Genomic DNA, 21,549 nt, shown 5'->3' with positions numbered 1-21,549 from the left:
TCTCATCCCTCCACCTGCGCATTCAGCGCATCGAGTTCGTCATCTCCGGGCAGATACGGGGCCAACGCGGGCAGATCGTCGAGGCTCGCCAGGCCCATCTTCTCGACAAACGCCTCGGTCGTGCGATAGGTGATGGCCCCCGTCGGCAGTGCTCCCGCCTCCTCGATGAGGTCGTGGGTCAGCAGGGTCCGCACGACGCCGTCGACGCTCACCCCGCGGACGTTGGCGATTTGTGCGCGGGTGACCGGTTGGCGGTAGGCAACGATCGCGAGGGTCTCGAGGGCGGCGGCTGACAGTTTGGCGGGGTGAGTCCCCACGACGAAGCGCCCAACAGCGTCGGACCACGCCGGTGCCGAGAACAGCCGCCAGCCCGTTGCGATCTCGCGCAGCACGAATCCTCGCGGGCGCGCACCTGCGGCCCCGGCATATTCGTCGGCGAGTGCCCGCAGCGTTGCCTCGACCGCGCGCTCGTCAGCTTCCAGCGCCACCGCGATCTCGCGGGCGCTCACCGCGCGCTCGGCGACCATGAGGATGGCCTCTACTCCGGCAGCGAGCATCGGCTGCGCCTCACTCATCGTCACCCCTCTCGCTCATGATGGCCCAATCGGGACCGCTCACACCGTCCCCCTCGGGAGTGTAGGTGACGCCGAGGGTGGCCAGCGCGCCGTCTTGGCTCAGCGACACGAGCCGTGCCCGATAGAGCTCGAGCAGGGCGAGAAACCGCGAGACGATGACGGCCGGCCGATCGGCATCGGCGATGAGCTCGTCGAACGTCTGGCTGTCCCGGCGTCCCAACGCCTCGAGAATCGCCCGAATTTGACTGCGCACGGGCACGACGGGATCGTGCAGATGGGTCAGTGCCACGCTCGGGCGGCTCTGTGACAACGCCAGCGCGGCGATGCGGGCCAGCTGCTCGGGTGTCGCGCGTACCTCGACCTCGGGCACGAGGCTGCGAAATCGCTCCTCTAGCTCGACGCCACGCGCAACGTAGTGCGATTCCGCATCGGCCAACCGGCGCAGCTGCTGCGCCGCCTCCTTGTAGGCCCGGTACTGCAGGAGACGCGCAAACAGCAGATCTCGTGCCTCGAGATAGTCGATGTCGTCCGGGTCGTCCTCGCTGCCGGGCAGCAGGCGCGTCGCTTTGATGTCGAGCAGGGTCGCGGCGATGACAACGAACTCCGAGGTCTGCGACAGATCGGGATAGCGGCGCATGTGCGCGAGGAACTCGTCCGTCACCTCGCTCAGCGCTACCTCGGTGATGTCGAGGCGACGACGGGTGATGAGGGACAGCAACAGGTCGAGCGGCCCCGTGAAATTGTCGAGCTCGAGAGAAAACTGGTCGAGCCGTCCCGTCGCCTCACGCGGCGATGCCACGGGCGACGACCTCGCGAGCAAGACGCCGGTAGGCCTCGGCTCCCGCGTGACTCGGTGCATACGTCGTGATCGGTTCCGAGGCGACCGAGGCATCGGGGAACTTGATGGTCCGCTTGATCTGGGTGTCAAAGACGAGATCGCCGAAGGTCTCGGTCAATCGCTGCAAGACCTCGCGGGCGTGGACGGTGCGGGTGTCGACCATCGTCGCCAAGAAGCCGTCGATCTTCAGCTTGGGATTGATCCGGTCGCGGACTCGCTCAATGGAATCGATGAGCAGCGCGACGCCGCGCAGGGCGAAAAACTCCGTCTCGACGGGGATGATGACGCCGTGAGCTGCGCTCAACGCGTTGACCGTGAGCAGGCCCAGTGACGGCTGACAATCGACGATGATGACGTCGTAGTTGTCGCTGACGACGCGCAGCACCCGGTCGAGCGCGTGCTCGCGGGCAACCTCGTTGACAAGCTGAATCTCAGCGGCTGACAACATGATGTTGGCCGGCAACAGGTCGAGACCGTCGACCGACGTGGGCTGGATGGCCTCGCTCGTCGACGGGCGGGCCGCGAGCAACAGGTCGTACACCGTCACCTCGAGATCATTCGCGTTGATCCCGAGTCCGACGGATGCCGCCCCCTGGGGATCGAAATCGACGAGGAGAACGCGGCGGCCGTATTCGGCCAGGGCCGCGGCCAGGTTGACCGACGTCGTCGTCTTGCCGACGCCGCCCTTCTGATTGCACATGGCGATGACGCGAGCAGGGCCGTGCTGGTTAAGGGGCGACGGCGACGGAAAGTCCGGGTCCTCGCCGCCGGCGGGCGGAACGGGAATCAGGCCAGGTTGTACGGTGCTCACCCCTCTACGTTATTACACTGCGCCGATACGCGAGCGCGCTGCCATCATCCGCGTGCGCGCGGGTGAGTCGTCGCGTAGACCTCGCGCAGCATCTGGATCGTCACCTGCGTGTATATCTGGGTCGTCACGACGGATGCGTGGCCGAGCAGTTCCTGGACGACGCGGACGTCGGCACCGCCCTCAAGCATGTGGGTGGCAAACGAGTGGCGCAGCGTGTGCGGCGATACGGCCTGCGAGATCCCCGCCGCATCGGCCACCTTACGCAAAATCCCCCACGCCGATTGCCGCGACAGCGCGCGCCCGCGGGTGTTGAGGAAGAGCGCCGGTGTTCCTTCTCCCCGTGCGGCCAGGTCGGGGCGGACGCGGACCAGGTAGTGTTCGAGCGCCTGACACGCGTACGTGCCCAGCGGCACGATGCGCTCCTTACGCCCCTTGCCCATGAGGCGCACGATCGGCTGGGTAGCGTGGACATCGACGTCGTCAACGGCGAGCGCGACGGCCTCCGAGATTCGCGCCCCCGTGCCGTAGAGCAGCTCGAGCAAGGCCCGGTTGCGAATGTCGATGGCACCCTCGCCCGAGCTGGCCGCCAACAGCCGGTTGACGTCATCGAGTGAGAGGGCCTTCGGCAGGCGGCGATCCTGCTTCGGTCGATGCACGCGGGCGGCCGGGTTGTCGGCGATCAGTCCCTCGTCGACGGAAAACGCGAGGAAGGATCGCACCGACGAGAGCATCCGTGCGCTCGACGAGGCAGCCAAGGAATGACGCCCGTCCGCCCCGGTCCGGCAGGCGGCGAGGTAGCTCTCGACGATCTGGGGCGTAATGTCGCGCAGATCGGTAATCTGCTCAACTTTCAGGTAGTCGCAGAAGCGATCGAGGTCGCGTCGATAAGCTGCACATGTGTGCGCGGATGCCTGGCGCTCGAGGGCCACGTGGTCGCCAAAACGCCGGCATGCCTGCTCAATCGCGTTCACGTGCACGATTGTATGTGGCCTCCACCGGCGTCCGCGCGCTGCGGGCCGGCATAAACGGCCGAGCTGCGGCGGGTGGCCTCGATACACTGGCAGAGGCTGCGCCGCTGTTCAAAGGCGACAGAGCGAAAACGAGGAAAAGAGGACAATCACACCATGACCCTGCAGTGGAACTCTCTCGATGACCGAGCAGTGACCCAGGCCAAGGTGCTGGCCGCGGACGCGGTCGAGCAGGCCGGCTCCGGCCACCCCGGAACCCCAATTTCGCTGGCCGCCGCCGCCTACCTCATCTATCAGCGTCACCTGCGCATTGATCCGGCAGACGATCAGTGGCTCGGTCGCGACCGGTTTGTCCTGTCGGCCGGCCACGCGTCACTGTTGCAGTACGTTCAGCTGTACCTGGCGGGCATGGGCCTCGAACTCGACGACCTCAAGAAGTTCCGCACGATGGGTTCGGCAACACCGGGACACCCCGAGTATCGCTGGACGAAGGGCATTGAAATTACAACCGGTCCCCTGGGATCGGGGCTCGCCTCCGCCGTCGGTTTCGCCATGGCGCAGCGCCGCGACAAGGGCATCTTCGATCCCGAGGGCGGCGATGACTCCCCGTTCGCCCACGACGTCTACGTCATTGCCGGCGACGGGTGCTTGCAGGAGGGCATCTCGGCCGAGGCGTGTTCACTCGCCGGCACCCAGGAACTGGGCAACCTCATCGTCATCTGGGACGACAACCACATCTCCATCGAGGACGACACGTCGGTGTCGTTCAACGAAGACGTCCTCGCGCGCTTCGAGTCCTACGGCTGGCACACCCAGCGCGTCGATTGGCTGAACTCCGATGGCTCCTACAGCGAGGACGTGGTCTCGCTCGATGCCGCGCTCACCGCCGCAAAGGCCGAAACGACGAAACCCTCGATCATCGCCCTGCGCACGATCATCGGCTGGCCCAGCCCGACGAAGCAGAACACGGGAGCGATTCACGGAGCCAAGCTCGGCGGCGACGAGCTGCGCGGCCTCAAGGAAGCGCTCGGCCTCGACCCCGACGCCATGTTCGCCATCGACGACGAGGCCGTCGCGCACGCGCGCGACAACGCGGCCCAACGTGGCCGCAGCCTGCGCGAGACCTGGGACGCGGCCTTTACGGCGTGGAGCGAGGCGAACCCCGACGGCGCGCGCCTGCTCGAGCGGCTGCGCGCCGACCGTCGCACCCCCGACATGCGCGAGAACCTGCCGACGTTTGAGGAAGGCAAGGCCCTGGCGACGCGCGCGGCATCAGGGGCGGTCCTCAACGCGTTGGCGCCGACGCTGCCCGAGCTGTGGGGCGGCTCGGCGGATCTCGCCGGGTCGAACAACACGGCGATCATGGGCGAGCCGTCGTTTATTCCCGCCTCTCGCCAAACCTCCATGTGGTCGGGTGGCCCCTACGGGCGCAACCTCCACTTTGGCGTGCGTGAGCACGCGATGGCGGCCATCATGAACGGCATTGCCCTTGACGGGCTCACCCGCGTCTACGGCGGGACGTTCTTCGTCTTTTCCGACTACATGCGCGGCGGCGGTGCGCCTGGCGGCGCTCATGGGATTGCCGGTGACGTACGTGTGGACGCACGATTCGATCGGCGTCGGCGAGGACGGCCCCACCCACCAACCGGTCGAGCACCTCGCGGCGTATCGCGCGATCCCTAACCTGTCGATCGTTCGCCCGCCGACGCGGCCGAGACCGCCGAGGCGTGGGCCTGCTCGCTCGAGCAGACGGCCGGCCCCGTTGGCCTCGTCCTCACCCGCCAGGCCCTGCCCAACCCGGCCCGCGGCGAGGGTGCGCTGGCCGCGGCCGACGGAGTCAAGCGCGGCGCCTACGTCCTGTCGGACCCGGCGGGCGATGTCGACGTCATCCTCATGGGCTCGGGATCCGAGGTCCAGTACTGCCTTGAGGCTCAGCGCCTCCTCGCCGAGCGGGGAATCGGCGCGCGCGTCGTCTCGGTGCCGTGCATGGAATGGTTCGACGACCAGGACCAGGCCTACCGCGATTCCGTCCTCCTGCCCGAGGTGAGCGCCGCGTGAGCATCGAGGCCGGCATTGCCGAACCGTGGCTGCGCTACCTGGGATGCACCGGCGAGGCCATCGCCATGACGGGCTTTGGTCAGGTTGGCTCGGCCGATCAGCTCTTCGAGCACTTTGGTTTCACCGCCGAAGCGGTTGTCGACGCGGCCATGCGCCAGGTTGAGGCTGCCGCGAAGTGACCGCCTAGCCGCCTCCGCTCCCCCGTCGCTGCACCCCAGGGTGCGGCGACGGGGACACGAAAGCCGGGACCACATGGTCCCGGCTTCGTCATATTCGCGATGACTACCCCAGGCGGGTCAGCACCCCGAGGATGATGACGACGACGATCCAGATGATCGCGAATCCCACGGTGATGCGGTTGAGGTTGCGTTCCGCCACGCCCGAGGATCCCGCGGTCGAGGTGAAACCGCCACCGAACATATCCGACAGGCCACCGCCTTTGCCCTTGTGCATGAGGACGGTGAGGATGAGGAACAGGCTGGACAGCACCAGCAGCACCTGGCACACAACCGTCACGATCCCGATAGCGTTCACTGGTCACCTCGCATGTGGGTAGTCAAACATAGCCACAATAGCGCAGTCGGGCCCCGCCAAGCACATTTGCTGGCGGGGCCCGGTGCGCGAAGCCGTTACGCCTGGGCGAAACGGGCGATCTTCGAGAATTCCTCAGCCTTCAGTGACGCGCCACCCACGAGGGCACCGTCGACGTCGGGCTTGGCCATGATGTCGGCGACGTTCGACGACTTCACCGAACCGCCGTAAAGAACCCGGATCTGGTCCGCGGCCTCAGCCGAGTAGAGCTCGGCCAGGGTTGCGCGGATGGCCTCGCAGACTTCCTGAGCATCCTCGGGCGTCGCGACCTCGCCGGTGCCGATCGCCCAGATGGGCTCGTAGGCAACGACAGTCTTGACGGCGTCCTCGGCGCTGATGCCGGCGAATGCGCCCTTGATCTGAGCGACGACGTGCGCCACGTGTTCGCCCGCCTTGCGGACGTCGAGACCTTCACCACAGCAGATGATCGGCGTCATCCCGGCGGCCAGGGCAACCTGAGCCTTCTTGCCGACGAGTTCGTCCGACTCGTTGTGGTATTCGCGGCGCTCGGAGTGGCCGACGACGATGTAGCTGCAGCCGAGCTTCTTGAGCATCGGCGCCGAGACCTCGCCCGTGTACGCGCCGTTGTCGTGAACCGAGACGTCCTGGGCGCCGTAGGCGATCTTCATCTCGTCGCCCTCGACGACCGTCTGGACGGAGCGGATCGAGGTGAACGGCGGGATCACGACGACATCCGCGCTGGACCAATCGAAGTTGTGGTCGCGAAGGTCGAGATCGAGCTGCTGGACCAGGTGAATCCCCTCGAGGTAGTCGAGGTTCATCTTCCAGTTACCAGCCATCAGGGGGGTGCGTGCCATGAAACTAGTCCTCCAAAACTGCGATGCCGGGAAGCGTCTTGCCCTCGAGGAGTTCGAGGGAGGCGCCACCGCCAGTGGAAATGTGGGAGAAGGTCGACTCGTCGAAGCCCAGCTGGCGCACGGCAGCGGCCGAGTCGCCGCCACCGATAACCGAGAAGCACGACGACTCCGACAGCGCCTGGGCGACGGCCTTGGTGCCGGCGGCGAACGCCTCCATCTCGAACACGCCCATGGGGCCGTTCCAGGCGACGGTCTTCGCCGAGGCGATCTTGTCGGCAAACAGCTTCGCCGTCTTCGGGCCGATGTCGAGGCCCATCTGGTCGTCCGGGATCGCGTCCGCGTCGACGACGCTGGCCGGAGCATCAGCCTTGAACTCGAGAGCAACGACGGTGTCGACCGGCAGGACCAGGTCAACGCCCTTCGCCGCGGCCGTCTCGATGTAGCCCTTGACCGTGTCGATCTGGTCCTTTTCGAGCAGCGAGGTGCCGACCGAGTACCCCTGAGCCGCGAGGAACGTGTAGGCCATGCCGCCGCCGATGAGAAGGAAGTCGGCCTTCTCGAGCAGGTTCTTGATAACCCCGAGCTTGTCGGAGACCTTCGACCCGCCGAGCACGACGCCGTAGGGACGCTCGGGGTTGTCGGTGGCGCGACGCAGCGACTCGATTTCCTTGACGACGAGTTCGCCCGCAGCGCTGGGCAGCAGCTTGGCCACGTCGTAAACCGAGGCCTGCTTGCGGTGGACGACACCGAAGCCGTCGGAGACGAAGACGTCGGCGAGCTTGGCGTATTCTGCGGCCAGCTCGGCGCGCGCCGCGTCATCCTTGGAGTTTTCGCGCGCGTCGTAGCGGACGTTTTCCAGCAGGGCGATTTCGCCCTCGCCGAGGCTCGCGACCACGGCCTGCGCGCTGTCGCCAACGACGTCGCTGGCCAGCGTCACGGGGGCATCGATGAGTTCACCCAGGCGCTTCGCGACGGGCGCCAGCGAGAATTCGGGCTTGACCTCACCCTTGGGGCGGCCCAGATGGGCGAGGATGACGACCTTGGCACCGGCCTCGACGAGACGCGTCAGGGTCGGCAGCGCAGCCTTGATACGGCCGTCGTCGGTGATGACGCCGTCCTTCAACGGGACGTTGAAATCGGAGCGGACGAGAACGCGCTTGCCGCGCAGATCGCCCAACGTATCGATTGTTCGCATGGATTCTCCTGTTTCCTTCTGCTGGCGTCACCGCCGGTAGCGAACACGCCCGCACACCCCAAGGTGCACGGGCGTGTCCCTCACAGCGGATTCGCCATCCGAGGCTGGACTTAGAGGCGCTCGCCGATGTACTCGGTCAGCGACACGAGCTGGTTCGAGTAGCCCCACTCGTTGTCGTACCACGACACGACCTTGACCTGGTCACCAATAACCTTGGTCAGGCCCGAGTCGAAGATCGACGGGTGCGGGTCGGTGACGATGTCGGTCGAGACGATCGGGTCCTCGGTGTAGGCGAGGATACCGGCGAGGTCGCCCTCTTCCGAAGCCTTCTTGACGGCCGCGTTGACGTCCTCAACCGTGACCTCCTTGGAGGCGGTGAAGGTGAGGTCGGTCATCGAGCCCGTGATCACCGGGACGCGGACGGCGTAGCCGTCCAGCTTGCCCTTGAGCTCGGGGAGGACGAGCGCGACGGCGCGGGCGGCACCCGTGGTCGTGGGGACCATGTTCTGGGCGGCGGCGCGGGCGCGACGCAGGTCCTTGTGGGGCGCATCCTGGATGCGCTGGTCGCCGGTGTAGGCGTGGATCGTCGTCATGAGGCCACGCTCGATGCCGATGGCATCGTTGAGGGCCTTGGCCAGCGGCGCGAGGCAGTTGGTCGTGCACGAGGCGTTCGAGACGATGTTGTGCTTGGCCGGATCGTAGTCCTTGTGGTTAACGCCGACGACGAAGGTGGCATCTTCGTTCTTGGCCGGAGCCGAGATGATGACCTTCTTGGCGCCACCGTCGAGGTGAGCCTTGGCCTTGGTGGCGTCGGTGAAGAAGCCGGTCGACTCGATGACGATGTCAGCCTTGACGTCCGACCAGGGCAGGTTGGCCGGGTCCTTCTCGGCGAACACGCGGATGCGGTTGCCGTTGACCGTGATCGACTCGTCGTCGTACGCGACCTCGCCCTCGAGGCGGCCGAGGATCGAGTCGTACTTCAGCAGGTGAGCCAGCGTCTTGTTGTCGGTCAGGTCGTTGACCGCGACGATCTCGAAATCGGCCCCACGCTGCACGGCGGCGCGGAAGAAGTTACGGCCGATGCGGCCAAAGCCATTAATACCAACGCGGATGGTCACTATGTCCTCCTGACATCTGCCTGGGGCAGGTCGTGTTGCGTTCACAATCTGTGGAGCGGGGTCCGCTCCTGGCAGTCACGTTCATGACGCCAGCACGTTCCAATGTACACGCCCAAGCCGCCTCATGTCGGGTCAATAGTCCGCATTAACGCCGGCGTTATCGGACAATGGCGACAACAACTGTGGCGACGATCACGCTATTTCGCGCTGAGCGAAGAACCCGGGTCGTCAAGGTCCTCACCGATGCCCGATTGGGTGTCGGCGATGCCGAGTTCTTTGGCCCGTTTATCAGCGGCGGCCAGCAGCCGTCGGATCCGCCCGGCGACCGCATCCTTGGTGAGCGGCGGGTTGGCTGCCTTGCCGAGCTCCTCCAGCGAGGCGTCGCGATGAGCCAACCTCAGCTGTCCGGCCGCGCGCAGGTGGTCGGGAATGTCGTCGCCGAGGATCTCGAAGGCGCGACTGACGCGAGCCGCCGCCGCAACAGCGGCGCGGGCGGAGCGACGCAGGTTAGCGTCGTCGAAATTCGCCAGGCGGTTCACCGACCCGCGAGCCTCGCGCTTTTCCTGAAGGGACCGCCAGTTTTCCAGCGTCTGTTGTGCCCCCAGTAGCTCGATGAGCCGCCCGATGGCCTCGGTTTCGCGAACGACGACGCGATCGGCGCCGCGTGCCTCGCGCGACTTCGCGGCGACGTCGAGCCGCCGAGCCGCCCCAACGAGGGCGAGTGCCGCCTCCGAGCCCGGACACGAAATCTCCAACGAACACGACCGCCCCGGCTCCGTGAGCGACCCGCGCGCGAGAAACGCGCCGCGCCACACGGCCAGGGCCTCGCCGATCCCGCCCGACACGACCGAGGGAGGCATTCCCCTGACCGGGCGCCCGAAGCGATCCAGCAGACCCGTCTGCCGGGCCAGGTGGTTGGCTCCTTCGACGACGCGCACGAGATAGCGGTCGTAGCGGTGGATGCTGCCGGCCTTGACGAGGATGACGTTCGGGTCGATGCCGTACAGGGAGCGCAGGTAACCGATGAGCCGCAGTGCCGCCAGGCGCGAATCGAGTTCGGATTCAATGATGATGCCGCCCTTGACCAGGGTCAGCCCGCCGGCGAAGCGCACGAGGGCGGTGACTTCCGCCTTCTGCTCAGAGTGCTTCACGCACCGGGCGCGAGCCAACTCCTTCTTCATGTCCAACGTCAGCGACATGATGCCCCTTTCGTCCCTCACTAGCCGGCGCCGAGTATTCTAAGCGAGCTAGCGGCGCACTTCGCGTGTGCCGACGTCGGCGAGGAACCCCTCGAGCGCATCGCGCAGGGCGGCGGCCAGACGCAGCGGGTCGTGACGCGACGAGCCGTCGCCGGCGCGAACCTGGCGCAGCAACACGTGTCCCCCGGCCTCCTCGGCGACGGTGTCGAGATCGTCGTCATCGTCGAGCACGGAGGGGTCGCAGACAACGACGTCGAGGGCCAAATCGGGGGCGTAGGAGCGCAGGGTGCGCAGGTGGTCGGACACGCTCAGCCCCTCGGTCTCCTTTTGCGCCTCGAGATTCATCACGACGATGCGGCGCGCCGCGGTCTCCCGCAGCGCCTCGGCCAAGGGGGCGACGAGCAGGTGGGGAATGACGGAGGTGTACCACGATCCCGGCCCCAACACGACGGCGTCGGCCTCACGCACGGCGGAAATGACCTCGTCGTAGACCGGCGGGTCGTTGGGGATGAGGCGAATGTCGCGGACCTCGCCGATGGCCGTGGCTACCCGCGCTTGGCCGCGCACGCGCGAGGAATGCCCGTCGTTGACGATCGTCGCCTCGATATCCATCGGCACCGCCGCCATCGGCAAGACTCGCCCGTGGCAGCCGAGCAGACGCGCCACCCAGTCGAGGCCGTCGATGGAGTCGCCGAGCAGCTCCCACAGCGTGACGATGAGGAGATTGCCCAGGGCGTGACCGTCGAGATCGCCCTCGGAGGTAAATCGGTGCTGCATGGCGTCGCGCCACGTCAGCCCCCATTCCGTCTCATCGCACAGGGCCGACAGCGCCATGCGCAGGTCTCCGGGCGGCAGCACGCCGAGTTCATGACGCAGCCGCCCCGACGATCCCCCGTCGTCTGCCACCGTGACAACTGCCGTCAGCCGGCGGGTGACGTGGCGCAGCGCGCGCAGTGTCGCCGACAGACCGTGACCGCCACCAAGCGCGACGATGCGCGGCCCCGATGCGCCCCGCGTGACCCACCCGGCCGAATCAAGCAGCGTATCCATGATGCTTACGCCTTCCCCATGTCGCGGTGCAGCGTCCGAACGGGCAGTCCCTTCTCTCGCAGCGCCGCGGCGATGAACTCGGTCATGGCGACCGAGCGATGCCGGCCCCCCGTGCACCCGATGGCCACCGTGATGAACGGCTTGAGCTCACGGGCAAAGCCGTCGAGGATCGGGGTCAGCATGGCGACATAGGCGCGGCCGAACTCCTTGGCACCGGGCTGATTGAGGACGTAGTCGGCCACCGGCGCATCCAATCCCGTGAGGTGGCGCAGCTCGGCGATCCAGTAGGGGTTTTGCAGGTAGCGCATGTCGGCAACCCAGTCGGCATCAAGAGGAATCCCGTGCTTGAACCCAAACGACATGATCGTCAACCGCACCTGTTCCTCGGTCTCGCCCGCGACGACGTCGCGCATGTGGCGAGCGAGGTCGTGGACGTTCATGTGCGAGGAGTCGATGAGGACGTCGGCGCGCGAGCGAACGGGGGCCAGCAGGGCGCGCTCGCGACTGATCCCCGTCATGATCCGCCCACCGTCCTGCATGGGGTGGGGGCGGCGATTCGACTCGTAGCGCCGAACGAGGGTGTCGTCGTCGGCGTCGAGAAAGACAATGCGGTAGTTGACGTCGCGCACCTGGAGGTCGTCGAGCACCGCGGCCAGGCGGTCGAAAAATTCGCCCGAGCGCGCGTCCACCACGGCGGCCAGGCGGTGCACGCCCCCACCATCGGGAGTCATCAGGTCGGCGAAGGGAATGAGCATATGCGGGGGCAGATTGTCGACGACGTACCAGTCGAGGTCCTCCAGCGCCTGCGCCGCCCGCGATCGACCTGCTCCCGACATGCCCGTGATGATGAGCAGCTCGGGCTGGTGAGGGGTCGGCAACACCTGATCGGCGTCCAGCTGCGGCACGCCCTCGGGAACGGTGGGAGGAGACAGCGCGGAATCATTCGGGTCGACACTCATGGCTCTATTGTGCCGTGGTCGCGGCTTTTGCACCCCCACTTGCGTCATCGCGATGAAGGAGCTCATAGAGATTCTCCGCCAACCGTGGCCCGATTCCCGGAGTTTTCGCCAGCTCGCCCACGTCGGCCCGACGCATCTTCGCCACCGACCCGAACGCGCGCAGCAGGGCCTGCTGGCGCGCCGGGCCGAGTCCGTCGACCTCGTCAAGGAGAGAACGCGTCATCGCGCGCGCACGCTTCTTGCGGTGGGCGGTGATTGCGAAACGGTGGGCCTCGTCGCGCACGTGCTGGAGCATGTATAGGGCCGCGGACGTGCGGGGCAAGATGACGGGATAGTCGTCGTCGGCCACCCACACCTCCTCCAGGCGCTTGGCCAGCCCGATGACGGCGATGTCGACCCCCATCTCGGTCAACGTCGCGCGCGCGGCGTTGACCTGGGGCAGCCCGCCGTCGACGACGACGAGGTCGGGACGATAGGAAAAGCGCCGGGGCTTGCCCGTAGCCTCGTCAAGGGGACCCGAGCGCAGGGCGACGCCGTCCTCGTCGATCCCCTCCTCCCCGGCCTCCTCGGCCTGGAGCCGGCGGAATCTCCGCGTGAGCACCTCGGCCATGGCCGCGGTGTCGTCACTGGCCCCCTCGCCGCGCTCTCCGCGCACCGTGAAATGCCGGTAGGCGCTCTTGCGCGGGGCACCGTCCTCGAAGACGACGAGGGACCCCACCTGATGGGTGCCCTGCGTGTGCGAGATGTCGTAGCACTCGATCCGCAGCGGCGCGCTCGCCAGCCCCAGCGCCTCCTGAAGCTCCTCGAGGGCTTGCGAGCGCTGGGTGAGGTCGCCGCTGCGGCGGCTCTTGTGCAGGCGCAGCGTGTCGTGAGCGTTTGCCGTCACCGTCTCCATGAGCGCACGCTTCGCGCCGCGCTGGGGAACGCGAATGCTCACCCCGGCCCCGCGCAACCGCCCCAGCCACTGCTCGAGAGCTGCCGCGTCGGCGGGCATCGCCGAGACGAGGATGTCGCGGGGAACCTGATCCGTCGCCGTGTGGACGACGTCGTCGACGCTGCGTGCGTCGTCCCGTGCCGCTCGCCGCGTCCCGCGCAGCGGCCGTTGCGCCTCGGGAATATCGCCGTAGACCTGCTGGAGGAGGCGAGCCATGAGGTCGCCGGGACCCGAGTCATCGACGCGTTCAACGACCCACCCGCGCTCGCCACGAATCCGCCCGCCGCGCACGTGAAAGACCTGCACCGCGGCCTCGAGTTCGTCGGCGACGAGGGCGAAGACGTCGGCGTCGGTGCCGTCGTTAAAGACGACGGTGTTCTTCTCGTTGACCGTGCGCAGCGCGGCGAGGTCGTCGCGCAGCTTCGCAGCCGCCTCGAAATCCAACCGAGCCGCGGCCTCGCGCATATCGGCTTCGAGTTTGCGCTCGAACGGCGCGGTTTTGCCCGCGAGAAAGTCCCCGACCTGGTTGGCGAGGTCGCGATGAGCCTCCTCGGTGATCTTTCCCACGCACGGTGCCGAGCACTTGTCGATGTAGCCGAGTAGGCACGGGCGTCCCTGGGCGTGCGCGCGGGCAAACACCCCGTTCGTGCACGTGCGCACGGGGAAGACCCGCAGCAGCAAATCGACGGTGTCGCGAATCGCCCACACTTTCGTGTACGGCCCGAAATACCGGGTGCTCGCACGCTTGCGTTCGCGCGTGATGTGCATTCGAGGAAATTTCTCGCGCATCGTCAACGCCAGATAGGGATAGGACTTGTCGTCGCGATACATGACGTTGAATCGCGGCGCGAATTCCTTGATCCACGCGTATTCCAGCGACAGCGCCTCGACCTCGGAGGCCACGACAACCCACTTGACGGCGCACGCGGTAAACACCATGCGGCGGGTGCGCGGATGCAGGCCGGCGGGATCCTGAAAGTAATTCGCCAGCCGCGCCGCGAGGTTTTTCGCCTTGCCGACGTAGATGACGCGGCCGGTGGGATCGAGGAAGCGATAGACCCCGGGAGCCTTGGGAATCTCGCCGGGTGAGGGGCGATAGCTTGCGGGATCGGCCATGGCTCCCACAGTAGCCGGCCACCACGTGAGCGCACAGCGGAGCACCCGGGTGACGCTGGTAGTCTGAGGGAGCTTTGAGCGATGCCTCACGGAAGGACCCGCGATCGATGTTCACGACTCGCGAAGAGATCATCTCGTTTATTTCCGATCACGCCATCGAGTACGTCGATGTGCGCTTCTGCGATCTGCCGGGTGTGCAGCAGCACTTCACGATCCCGGCGGCTGAATTCGTCGAGGCGGGCATCACCGATGGCCTCATGTTCGACGGGTCCTCCGTTCGCGGCTTTACCGAGATTCACAAGTCGGACCAGAAGCTCATCCCCGACATCACGACGGCGTTCGTCGATCCATTCCGTCAGGCGAAGACCCTCGTCGTGACGTTCTCGATCGTCGACCCCTTTACCAACGAACCCTTCTCACGCGATCCGCGTCAGGTCGCCGCCAAGGCCGAGGCATTCTTGACGTCCACGGGCATCGCCGACACGTGCTTTATCGGCGCCGAGGCCGAGTTCCACCTCTTCAACGACGTCCGCTATCAGATTGCCCCCGACAACACGTTCTACCGGATCGATTCAGCCGAGGCGTACTGGAACACCGGACGCGAGGAAGCCGGCGGCAACCTCGGTTACAAGCAGGGCGTCAAGGGCGGGTACTTCCCCGTCTCCCCGCGCGACCAATTCGCCGATCTGCGCGACGCGATGGCGACGAAGCTCACGCAGGTGGGGCTGACGGTCGAGCGCGCGCACCACGAGGTCGGCTCGGCGGGCCAGCACGAGATCAACTATCGCTTCGCCTCACTGCTGAAGGCAGCCGACGACATGATGACGTTCAAGTACGTCATCAAGAACACCGCGTTCCAGGCCGGAGCCTCGGCGACGTTCATGCCCAAGCCGATCTTCGGCGATAACGGCTCGGGCATGCATACGCACATGTCGCTGTGGAAGAACGGCGAGCCGCTGTTCTACGACGAGCGCGGCTACGGTTCGCTCTCGGACATGGCTCGCTACTTCATCGGCGGCCTGCTCGAGCACGCCCCGGCCCTGCTGGCCTTCACCAACCCCTCGATCAACTCGTTCCGCCGGTTGGTTCCCGGGTTCGAGGCCCCGGTTAATCTCGTCTATTCGGCATCGAATCGCTCGGCGTGCATTCGCATTCCCGCCACCGGCACCTCGCCGAAAGCCAAGCGCGTTGAATACCGGGTTCCCGACCCGTCAGCAAACCCCTACCTGTCGTTCGCAGCGTGCCTCATGGCGGGCATCGACGGTATCCGCCAGCGCATCGAGCCGGCCGAGCCGATCGATAAGGATCTCTACGAGCTTCCCCCGGCCGAATACGCCGACATCGCGAAGCTGCCGGCAAGCCTCGAGGAGGCGCTCGACGCGCTCGAGAACGATCGCGAGTTCCTCACCGAGGGCAACGTCTTTACCGACGACCTCATTGAGACGTGGATCGACTATAAGCGCACCAACGAGATCGAGCCGATGCGCATCTACCCCCACCCGCTGGAGTACCAGCTCTACTACGACCTCTAGGGCGCCTAGGCCCGCTCGTCCACGAGCATGTGGTCGATGTGGTCGAGCACGTTGGTGACGAGCGCCGCGATGTGTTCGTCGGGCTGAGAGTAGAAAATCGTCGTTCCTTCGCGACGTGTCGCGACGAGGTGGCCGGCGCGCAGCTTCGCCAGGTGTTGTGACACCGAGGGCGCCGGCCGCTCGAGCGCCTCGGCGATTGCCGACACGGACATCTCGCCCTCAGAGATCATCGCGAGGATCGCCAGGCGGGTCCGGTCTGCCAACAACCGCAAGATCTCGACAGACATGGCCAAGGTGGCATCGTCGGGTACGCGCGGATGTGTGGGTGTCATGGGGCCATTGTTGCACGATGCGGCAAATAGAACCCGTCAGAAAAGGGCGCGTTGCCCCTCGCTCACATCCCACTCGCGATCCGGGCGGTGGAGCGCCTCGTGTTCGAGGAGCGCGCGCTTCGTCTCGCTGCCGGCGACGTAGCCGCCAAGGCGCCCGTTCGAGGCGACGACGCGATGGCAGGGAATGATGAGGTGAAGGGGATTCGCCCGCACCGCCTGTCCGACGGCTCGCGCGCGATGGCGATTGCCGAGCGACGCCGCCAGCTGTCCATACGTCACCGTGTGCCCATACGGAATCTGACTGACCTTTTGCCACACACGCTGGGCAAACGGCGGCCCCTCCTCAACGCGCACATCGAGATCGAATTCCGTGCGAGTCCCCGCGACGTATTCCCCGACCTGGGCCGTGATCTTCTCGATGAGCGGATCGGCCGGATGGGCCCACAGCTTGACGTCTTCGCCGGTACCGCCGGCCTGCTCGAAACGGCATCGCTCGAGGTAACGGCCCTGCCCGACAAGGAACAGCGCACCGAACGGCGTCACCGTGATGTAGCGGCGCCGAGGAAACTTGTCGGTCGGATCCATGCCCCCATTATGTCGCGGCGACGCCACCTCGGCGAAGACGGGACGGGGTGGGATTCCGCTAAGCTACGTATGCGTAACTCCATCAATGAGGTGTCTCATGGCTCGTCCTACCGCCCGCGGGGAGTCCCTCCTCGTCTCCCCCACCGTCGTCGACGCAATCATTCGTCGCGCAACGTATTTCCCCACAGAAATCGCCGTCGAGAGACCTTCACAAATCGGGCGGACGTGGGTCAAGACGACGGCGCGCGAGCTGGCCGACGATCTCCTCAACGTCGCCCGCGGGTTCTGCGCCCTAGGGCTGCAGCCGGGCACGTCCGTCGCGATTTTGGCGGCCACCTCGTACGAGTGGATGCTCGTCGACCTCGGGGCTCAGGCCGCCGGCCTCGTCGTCGTCCCCATCTACGAGACCGATTCGGACGCCCAGATCGAGTGGATCATCGATAACGCTGACGTGCGCGTCGCCGTCACCGACACCACGGCGCAGGCTAAGCGCATGGCCGACATTGCGGCAGCGACCACCCCGCTCCTCCACGTGCTCGCCCTCGACGACGGGGGGCTGGAGGAGCTGCTCGAACGTGGCGAATCGGTCTCGCTCGACACCGTGACCCAGCGCATCGCCGACATCGATCCGGACGCCGCCATGTCGATCGTCTACACGTCGGGCACGACGGGGAAACCCAAGGGCGTCGAGATCACGCATTCCTCGCTCATGCACATGCTCGAGGCCGTGCGCGGCCCTTGGGGTCCTCTCATCTACGATCGCGCGACGGCGCGCGTCCTCCTGTTCCTCCCGGTGGCTCACGTACTGGCCCGCTTCATCAGCTATCAGATGCTCGTCGGCCACGGCGTCGCCGGCTACACGCGCTCGACGAAGACCCTGCTCAACGACCTCGCCTCTTTCAAGCCCTACGCGCTGCTCGTCGTTCCACGTGTGCTCGAAAAGATCTTCAACCTCGCTGACACCCAGGCTGGCTCGTCGAAGCTCACCCTCAAGGCATTTCGGTGGGCGGTGCGCGTGGGCGAGGAATGGGCCCGCGCGGTCGAGACGCCCGAGGGACCGACGCGCTCACAGGTCATCAAGCTGAACCTCGCCCGCAGACTCGTCCTCAACAAGGTGCGCAAACTGCTGGGCGGCAACCTCGTCAACATGACGTGCGGGGGCGCTCCCCTGTCGCACCGGGTCGGCTACTTCTTCCACGCCATGGGGATCGAGGTCACGCAGGGCTACGGCTCCACCGAGTGCACGGGTCCGCTGACGATGGCCCACCGCGACGACAACGTCATGGGCACGGTCGGGCCGCCGCTGGCGTGCAACGAGGTGAAGCTCGCCGAGGACGGCGAGCTGTTGGCGCGGGGGTATTCGCTCATGCGCGGCTACCACAACGACCCCGAGGCCACCCGTGAGGCCTTCACCGAGGACGGGTGGTACAAGACGGGTGACCTCGCGCGCATCGACGACAAGGGGCGCGTCTACATCACCGGGCGCAAGCGCGAGATCATCGTCACCGCGGGCGGCAAGAACGTCACGCCCGCCCTCCTTGAGGAATCGCTCAAGGGCTATCCGCTGGTGTCGCAGGTCATGGTCGTCGGAGACAATCGCCCGTTCGTCGCCGCGCTCGTCACGCTCGATCGCGACATGTTGCCGGCGTGGTTGCGCAATCACGGCCTGGAGCCGATGGATCGCACGCGCGCGCGCGCCACCCCGAGGTGCTGGCCGCCCTCAACCGGGCGCTGGAGAAGACGAACGCGCTGGTCTCGCGCGCGGAGTCCATCCGCAAGATCCGGGTCCTGCCCACGGACTTCACCGAGGACAACGGCCTGTTAACCCCGTCGCAAAAGATCAAGCGCGACAAGATCGCCGAGCGTTTTGCTCGCGAGATCGACGAGATCTACGAGCCGGCACGACGCTAGGGCACGTGTGGCGCCGTGTCGGTGCGCGGCACCACACGCGTCACTTTTTCGCGGTGCCGAGGACGTCGGCGAGATAGCGCCCGGTGTAGGAGCGAGGCGATGCCGCGACCGTCTCGGGGGTGCCCTCGGCGATGACCTGGCCGCCACCCTCCCCGCCCTCGGGTCCCATGTCGACGATCCAGTCGGCGCACTTGATGACGTCGAGGTTGTGCTCGATGACGATGACGGTGTTGCCCTTGTCGACAAGGCCCTGCAAGACGAGTAGCAGCTTACGGATGTCCTCCATGTGCAGGCCGGTCGTCGGCTCATCCAGGACATAGATCGTCCGCCCGTTGGAGCGCCGGTGCAGCTCTGAGGCGAGCTTGACCCGCTGCGCCTCGCCGCCCGAGAGTGTCGTTGCCGCCTGCCCCAGACGCACGTATCCGAGACCGACGTTGACGAGCGTCGTCAGGTGGCGCGCGATGGCCTGAATGGGCGAGAAGAACTCGGCTGCCTCCTCAACGGGCATGTCGAGGATGTCGGCCACCGTCTTGCCCTTGTAGCGGATCTCCAACGTCTCCTTGTTGTAGCGCGCGCCGCGGCACACCTCGCACGGGACGTAGACGTCGGGCAGGAAGTTCATCTCGATCTTCAGCGTGCCGTCGCCTTTGCACGATTCGCAGCGCCCGCCCTTGACGTTGAAGGAGAACCGACCCGGCCCGTAGCCGCGGACCTTGGCCTCGGGGGTCTGGGCGAAGAGCTTGCGAATGTGGTCCCACACGCCCGTGTACGTCGCGGGATTCGACCGGGGCGTGCGCCCAATCGGCGACTGATCGACGTGAACGACCTTGTCGAGGTGTTCCATGCCCTCGACGCGCTTGTGCCGACCGGGCACGTTGCGCGAGCGGTTGAGTTCCTTGGCGAGCGCGCGGTAGAGGATCTGGTTGACGAGCGTCGACTTGCCCGACCCCGAGACCCCCGAGACGACGGTGAACGTGCCCAGGGGAAAGGACACCGACACGTTCGACAGGTTGTTTTCCTTCGCGCCGACGACGCGCAGCATCCGCTCCGGGTCGACGTCGCGGCGCTTCTTCGGCATGGCAATCTGGCGGCGCCCCGACAGGTAGTCCGCCGTCAGCGACCCCTCGGTGTCCTCGAGGCCGTCATAGGGACCGGAGTAGACGACGTGACCGCCGTGCTCGCCCGCAGCCGGGCCGATGTCGACGACCCAGTCGGCGGCGCGGATCGTGTCCTCATCGTGTTCGACGACGACGAGGGTGTTACCGAGATCGCGCAGCTTCTCCAGCGTCGTGATGAGGCGGCGGTTGTCGCGCTGATGCAGCCCGATCGAGGGCTCATCCAGCACGTAGAGCACGCCGGTGAGGCCGGACCCGATCTGCGTCGCCAATCGGATGCGCTGGGCCTCCCCACCCGAAAGCGTTCCCGCCGCGCGCGAGAGCGTGAGATAGGACAGGCCAACGTCGACGAGGAACCGCAGCCGCACCTGGATCTCCTTCAGCACGGCACCGGCGATAGCTCGCGCGCGCCCATCCAGCTGGAGGTTATCGAGGTAGTGCGAGGCCTTGTCGATCGACAGGTCGGTGAGTTCGGCGATGTTGAGGTCCCCCACCCGCACGGCCAGAACCTCGTCGCGCAGCCTCGTTCCCCCACATGCGGAACAGGCAACCTCGCGCATGTAGCCCTCGTAGCGCTCACGTGCCGTGTCCGACTCGGTCTCCGTGTGCTTGCGCTCGACGTAGTGAACGGCACCCTCGAATCCCGAGGCATACACGCGTTCGCGGCCCCACCGGTTGCGATAGCGCACTTTAACCTTGTAGTCCTTGCCGTGCAGCAGCGCGTGGCGGACCTTTTTCGGCAGCTTCGCAAACGGGGTGTCGACGTCGAAGCCCAACTGCTCGCCGAGCGCGCGCATGTCGCGCAGGAAGTATTCGTTTGACGTTCCCCACGGCGCAATCGCGCCCTCGGCCAGCGTCTTCGAGGGATCGGGCACCAACAGATCGGGATCGACCTCGAGGTGCGAGCCGATTCCCGAGCACTCCGGACACGCGCCGTAGGGGGCGTTAAAGGAGAACGTGCGCGGCTCCATCTCGTCGAGGGTGAGTGGGTGGCCGTTCGCGCAGGCGCGTTTCTCGGAGAACCGACGGGTGCGCTCGGGATCGTCGGCGTCGCGATCGACGAAATCGATGATGACGAGGCCCTCGGCGAGATTGAGGGCCTGCTCGACGGAATCGGTCAGCCGCGTGCGCACGCCGTCACGGATGACGAGTCGATCGACGGTGATCCAGATGTCGTGGCGAAGCTGTTTCTCCAGCGCCGGCGGCGACTCGAGCCGGATTTCCTCGCCGTCGACGCGGGCGCGCGCAAAGCCCTGGGCCAGGACGTCGGCGAACAGGTCCTCGTACGTGCCCTTTCGCCCGCGCACGACGGGGGCGAAGACCTGAATGCGGGTGCGCTCGGGGTAGTCGAGCAAGACGTCGACGATTTGCTCGGCCGATTGCGCCTGAATCTTCTCGCCACACGTCGGGCAGTACGCCTGGCCGGCGCGGGCATACAGCAGACGCAGGTAGTCGTAGACCTCGGTGATCGTGCCAACTGTGGAGCGCGGATTGCGCGACGTCGACTTCTGATCGATCGAGACGGCGGGTGAGAGTCCCTCAATGAGATCGACGTCGGGCTTGTCCATCTGCCCGAGGAACTGACGCGCGTATGCCGACAGCGACTCGACGTAGCGACGCTGCCCCTCGGCAAAGATCGTGTCGAACGCTAGCGAAGACTTGCCCGATCCCGACAGCCCGGTGAAGACAGCCAACGAGTTGCGGGGAATCGACACGGTGATGTCTTTGAGATTGTGCTCGCGCGCACCGGCGACCAAGAGAGTGTCATTCATCGGTGCCCATTCTAGGAGGTCCGTCCCGCGCCGGCTCAGGCGCAAGGTTGCCGGGCACACGTGACACAATGG

The 21,549-nt window shown here is 66.3% G+C and carries 17 protein-coding genes and 2 pseudogenes; 4 read left to right on the top strand and 15 right to left on the bottom strand.

Annotation, left to right across the window (positions count from 1 at the left end; all coding sequences use genetic code 11):
* Positions 1-2: 2 nt before the first annotated feature.
* From scpB to xerD, 4 genes are read right to left on the bottom strand one after another with little or no spacing between them, the layout of a single operon-like run.
* Positions 3-575, bottom strand: a complete 573-nt coding sequence (scpB, locus tag H8R18_RS04020) for an SMC-Scp complex subunit ScpB (RefSeq protein WP_191070835.1) — start codon at positions 573-575, stop codon at positions 3-5.
* On the bottom strand, positions 568-1,374 hold the full coding sequence (locus H8R18_RS04015; protein WP_227712881.1) for a segregation and condensation protein A: 807 nt from the start codon (positions 1,372-1,374) through the stop codon (positions 568-570). Before H8R18_RS04015 ends, scpB begins: the two co-directional genes overlap by 8 nt.
* Positions 1,358-2,224 (bottom strand): ParA family protein, encoded by an 867-nt coding sequence (locus tag H8R18_RS04010; protein WP_191070833.1) that lies wholly within the window; start codon positions 2,222-2,224, stop codon positions 1,358-1,360. The genes H8R18_RS04015 and H8R18_RS04010 overlap by 17 nt, the downstream gene beginning before the upstream one ends.
* 44 nt (positions 2,225-2,268) lie before the next feature.
* Positions 2,269-3,195 carry a site-specific tyrosine recombinase XerD gene (gene xerD, locus H8R18_RS04005; RefSeq protein ID WP_227712880.1) on the bottom strand — a complete coding sequence of 309 codons (927 nt, stop codon included), beginning with the start codon at positions 3,193-3,195 and terminating at the stop codon, positions 2,269-2,271.
* 153 nt (positions 3,196-3,348) lie between these two features.
* On the opposite strand from xerD, the pseudogene tkt reads away from it, so the two are divergent.
* Positions 3,349-5,429, top strand: a pseudogene (gene tkt / locus H8R18_RS04000) (transketolase).
* 103 nt (positions 5,430-5,532) lie between these two features.
* On the opposite strand, the gene secG reads toward tkt, so the two are convergent.
* The 8 genes from secG to uvrC form a co-directional block, all read right to left on the bottom strand.
* A complete protein-coding gene (gene secG / locus H8R18_RS03995; protein WP_191071926.1) occupies positions 5,533-5,775 on the bottom strand; it encodes a preprotein translocase subunit SecG in 243 nt (80 codons plus the stop codon).
* 104 nt (positions 5,776-5,879) lie between these two features.
* Entirely contained in the window at positions 5,880-6,659 is a 780-nt protein-coding gene (tpiA, locus tag H8R18_RS03990) for a triose-phosphate isomerase (RefSeq protein ID WP_191070831.1), read from the bottom strand.
* A 4-nt stretch (positions 6,660-6,663) separates the two neighbouring features.
* The gene (locus H8R18_RS03985; RefSeq protein ID WP_191070830.1) at positions 6,664-7,854 is read right to left on the bottom strand and encodes a phosphoglycerate kinase; all 1,191 of its coding nucleotides are present in this window, start codon (positions 7,852-7,854) and stop codon (positions 6,664-6,666) included.
* 110 nt (positions 7,855-7,964) lie between these two features.
* Complete coding sequence (gene gap, locus H8R18_RS03980; protein WP_191070829.1) at positions 7,965-8,972, bottom strand: type I glyceraldehyde-3-phosphate dehydrogenase; 1,008 nt, start codon at positions 8,970-8,972, stop codon at positions 7,965-7,967.
* Positions 8,973-9,169: 197 nt separating this feature from the next.
* Positions 9,170-10,171 (bottom strand): DNA-binding protein WhiA, encoded by a 1,002-nt coding sequence (gene whiA / locus H8R18_RS03975; protein ID WP_191070828.1) that lies wholly within the window; start codon positions 10,169-10,171, stop codon positions 9,170-9,172.
* Positions 10,172-10,219: 48 nt separating this feature from the next.
* Positions 10,220-11,221, bottom strand: coding sequence for a gluconeogenesis factor YvcK family protein (locus tag H8R18_RS03970; protein ID WP_191070827.1), 1,002 nt, complete (start codon positions 11,219-11,221; stop codon positions 10,220-10,222).
* Positions 11,222-11,226: 5 nt separating this feature from the next.
* Positions 11,227-12,180: an RNase adapter RapZ gene (gene rapZ / locus H8R18_RS03965; protein WP_191070826.1), complete on the bottom strand. Its 954-nt coding sequence runs from the start codon at positions 12,178-12,180 to the stop codon at positions 11,227-11,229.
* Between the two features lie 4 nt (positions 12,181-12,184).
* On the bottom strand, positions 12,185-14,230 hold the full coding sequence (gene uvrC, locus H8R18_RS03960) for an excinuclease ABC subunit UvrC (protein ID WP_191070825.1): 2,046 nt from the start codon (positions 14,228-14,230) through the stop codon (positions 12,185-12,187).
* Positions 14,231-14,337: 107 nt separating this feature from the next.
* On the opposite strand from uvrC, the gene glnA reads away from it, so the two are divergent.
* On the top strand, positions 14,338-15,762 hold the full coding sequence (gene glnA / locus H8R18_RS03955) for a type I glutamate--ammonia ligase (RefSeq protein WP_191070824.1): 1,425 nt from the start codon (positions 14,338-14,340) through the stop codon (positions 15,760-15,762).
* Positions 15,763-15,767: 5 nt separating this feature from the next.
* Here the strand turns inward: glnA and H8R18_RS03950 are convergent, their stop codons facing one another.
* Complete coding sequence (locus H8R18_RS03950) at positions 15,768-16,094, bottom strand: ArsR/SmtB family transcription factor (RefSeq protein WP_191070823.1); 327 nt, start codon at positions 16,092-16,094, stop codon at positions 15,768-15,770.
* Positions 16,095-16,130: 36 nt separating this feature from the next.
* Positions 16,131-16,679, bottom strand: coding sequence for a methylated-DNA--[protein]-cysteine S-methyltransferase (locus H8R18_RS03945; protein WP_191070822.1), 549 nt, complete (start codon positions 16,677-16,679; stop codon positions 16,131-16,133).
* On the opposite strand from H8R18_RS03945, the pseudogene H8R18_RS03940 reads away from it, so the two are divergent.
* Both H8R18_RS03940 and H8R18_RS09940 read left to right on the top strand, forming a co-directional pair.
* Positions 16,678-18,246, top strand: a pseudogene (locus tag H8R18_RS03940) (AMP-dependent synthetase/ligase); the annotation flags it as partial. The gene H8R18_RS03945 and the pseudogene H8R18_RS03940 overlap by 2 nt on opposite strands.
* A gap of 80 nt (positions 18,247-18,326) precedes the next feature.
* On the top strand, positions 18,327-18,590 hold the full coding sequence (locus H8R18_RS09940) for a hypothetical protein (RefSeq protein ID WP_420846898.1): 264 nt from the start codon (positions 18,327-18,329) through the stop codon (positions 18,588-18,590).
* A 40-nt stretch (positions 18,591-18,630) separates the two neighbouring features.
* On the opposite strand, the gene uvrA is transcribed toward H8R18_RS09940, so the two are convergent.
* The gene (gene uvrA, locus H8R18_RS03935; protein ID WP_191070820.1) at positions 18,631-21,477 is read right to left on the bottom strand and encodes an excinuclease ABC subunit UvrA; all 2,847 of its coding nucleotides are present in this window, start codon (positions 21,475-21,477) and stop codon (positions 18,631-18,633) included.
* Positions 21,478-21,549 lie beyond the last annotated feature (72 nt).

It is taken from the genome of Nanchangia anserum, from assembly GCF_015240065.1.
Lineage (GTDB): Bacteria > Actinomycetota > Actinomycetes > Actinomycetales > Actinomycetaceae > Nanchangia > Nanchangia anserum.
Note: the sequence above shows the minus strand (reverse complement) of the source record. Positions and strands in the feature narration are given on the sequence as shown.

Coding starts and splice junctions, on each gene's coding strand:
- scpB (WP_191070835.1), bottom strand. CDS start 575: ATGAGTGAGGCGCAGCCGATGCTCGCTGCCGGAGTAGAGGCCATCCTC.
- tpiA (WP_191070831.1), bottom strand. CDS start 6,659: ATGGCACGCACCCCCCTGATGGCTGGTAACTGGAAGATGAACCTCGAC.
- H8R18_RS03985 (WP_191070830.1), bottom strand. CDS start 7,854: ATGCGAACAATCGATACGTTGGGCGATCTGCGCGGCAAGCGCGTTCTC.
- whiA (WP_191070828.1), bottom strand. CDS start 10,171: ATGTCGCTGACGTTGGACATGAAGAAGGAGTTGGCTCGCGCCCGGTGC.
- H8R18_RS03970 (WP_191070827.1), bottom strand. CDS start 11,221: ATGGATACGCTGCTTGATTCGGCCGGGTGGGTCACGCGGGGCGCATCG.
- rapZ (WP_191070826.1), bottom strand. CDS start 12,180: ATGAGTGTCGACCCGAATGATTCCGCGCTGTCTCCTCCCACCGTTCCC.
- uvrC (WP_191070825.1), bottom strand. CDS start 14,230: ATGGCCGATCCCGCAAGCTATCGCCCCTCACCCGGCGAGATTCCCAAG.
- glnA (WP_191070824.1), top strand. CDS start 14,338: ATGTTCACGACTCGCGAAGAGATCATCTCGTTTATTTCCGATCACGCC.
- H8R18_RS03950 (WP_191070823.1), bottom strand. CDS start 16,094: ATGACACCCACACATCCGCGCGTACCCGACGATGCCACCTTGGCCATG.
- H8R18_RS03945 (WP_191070822.1), bottom strand. CDS start 16,679: ATGGATCCGACCGACAAGTTTCCTCGGCGCCGCTACATCACGGTGACG.
- uvrA (WP_191070820.1), bottom strand. CDS start 21,477: ATGAATGACACTCTCTTGGTCGCCGGTGCGCGCGAGCACAATCTCAAA.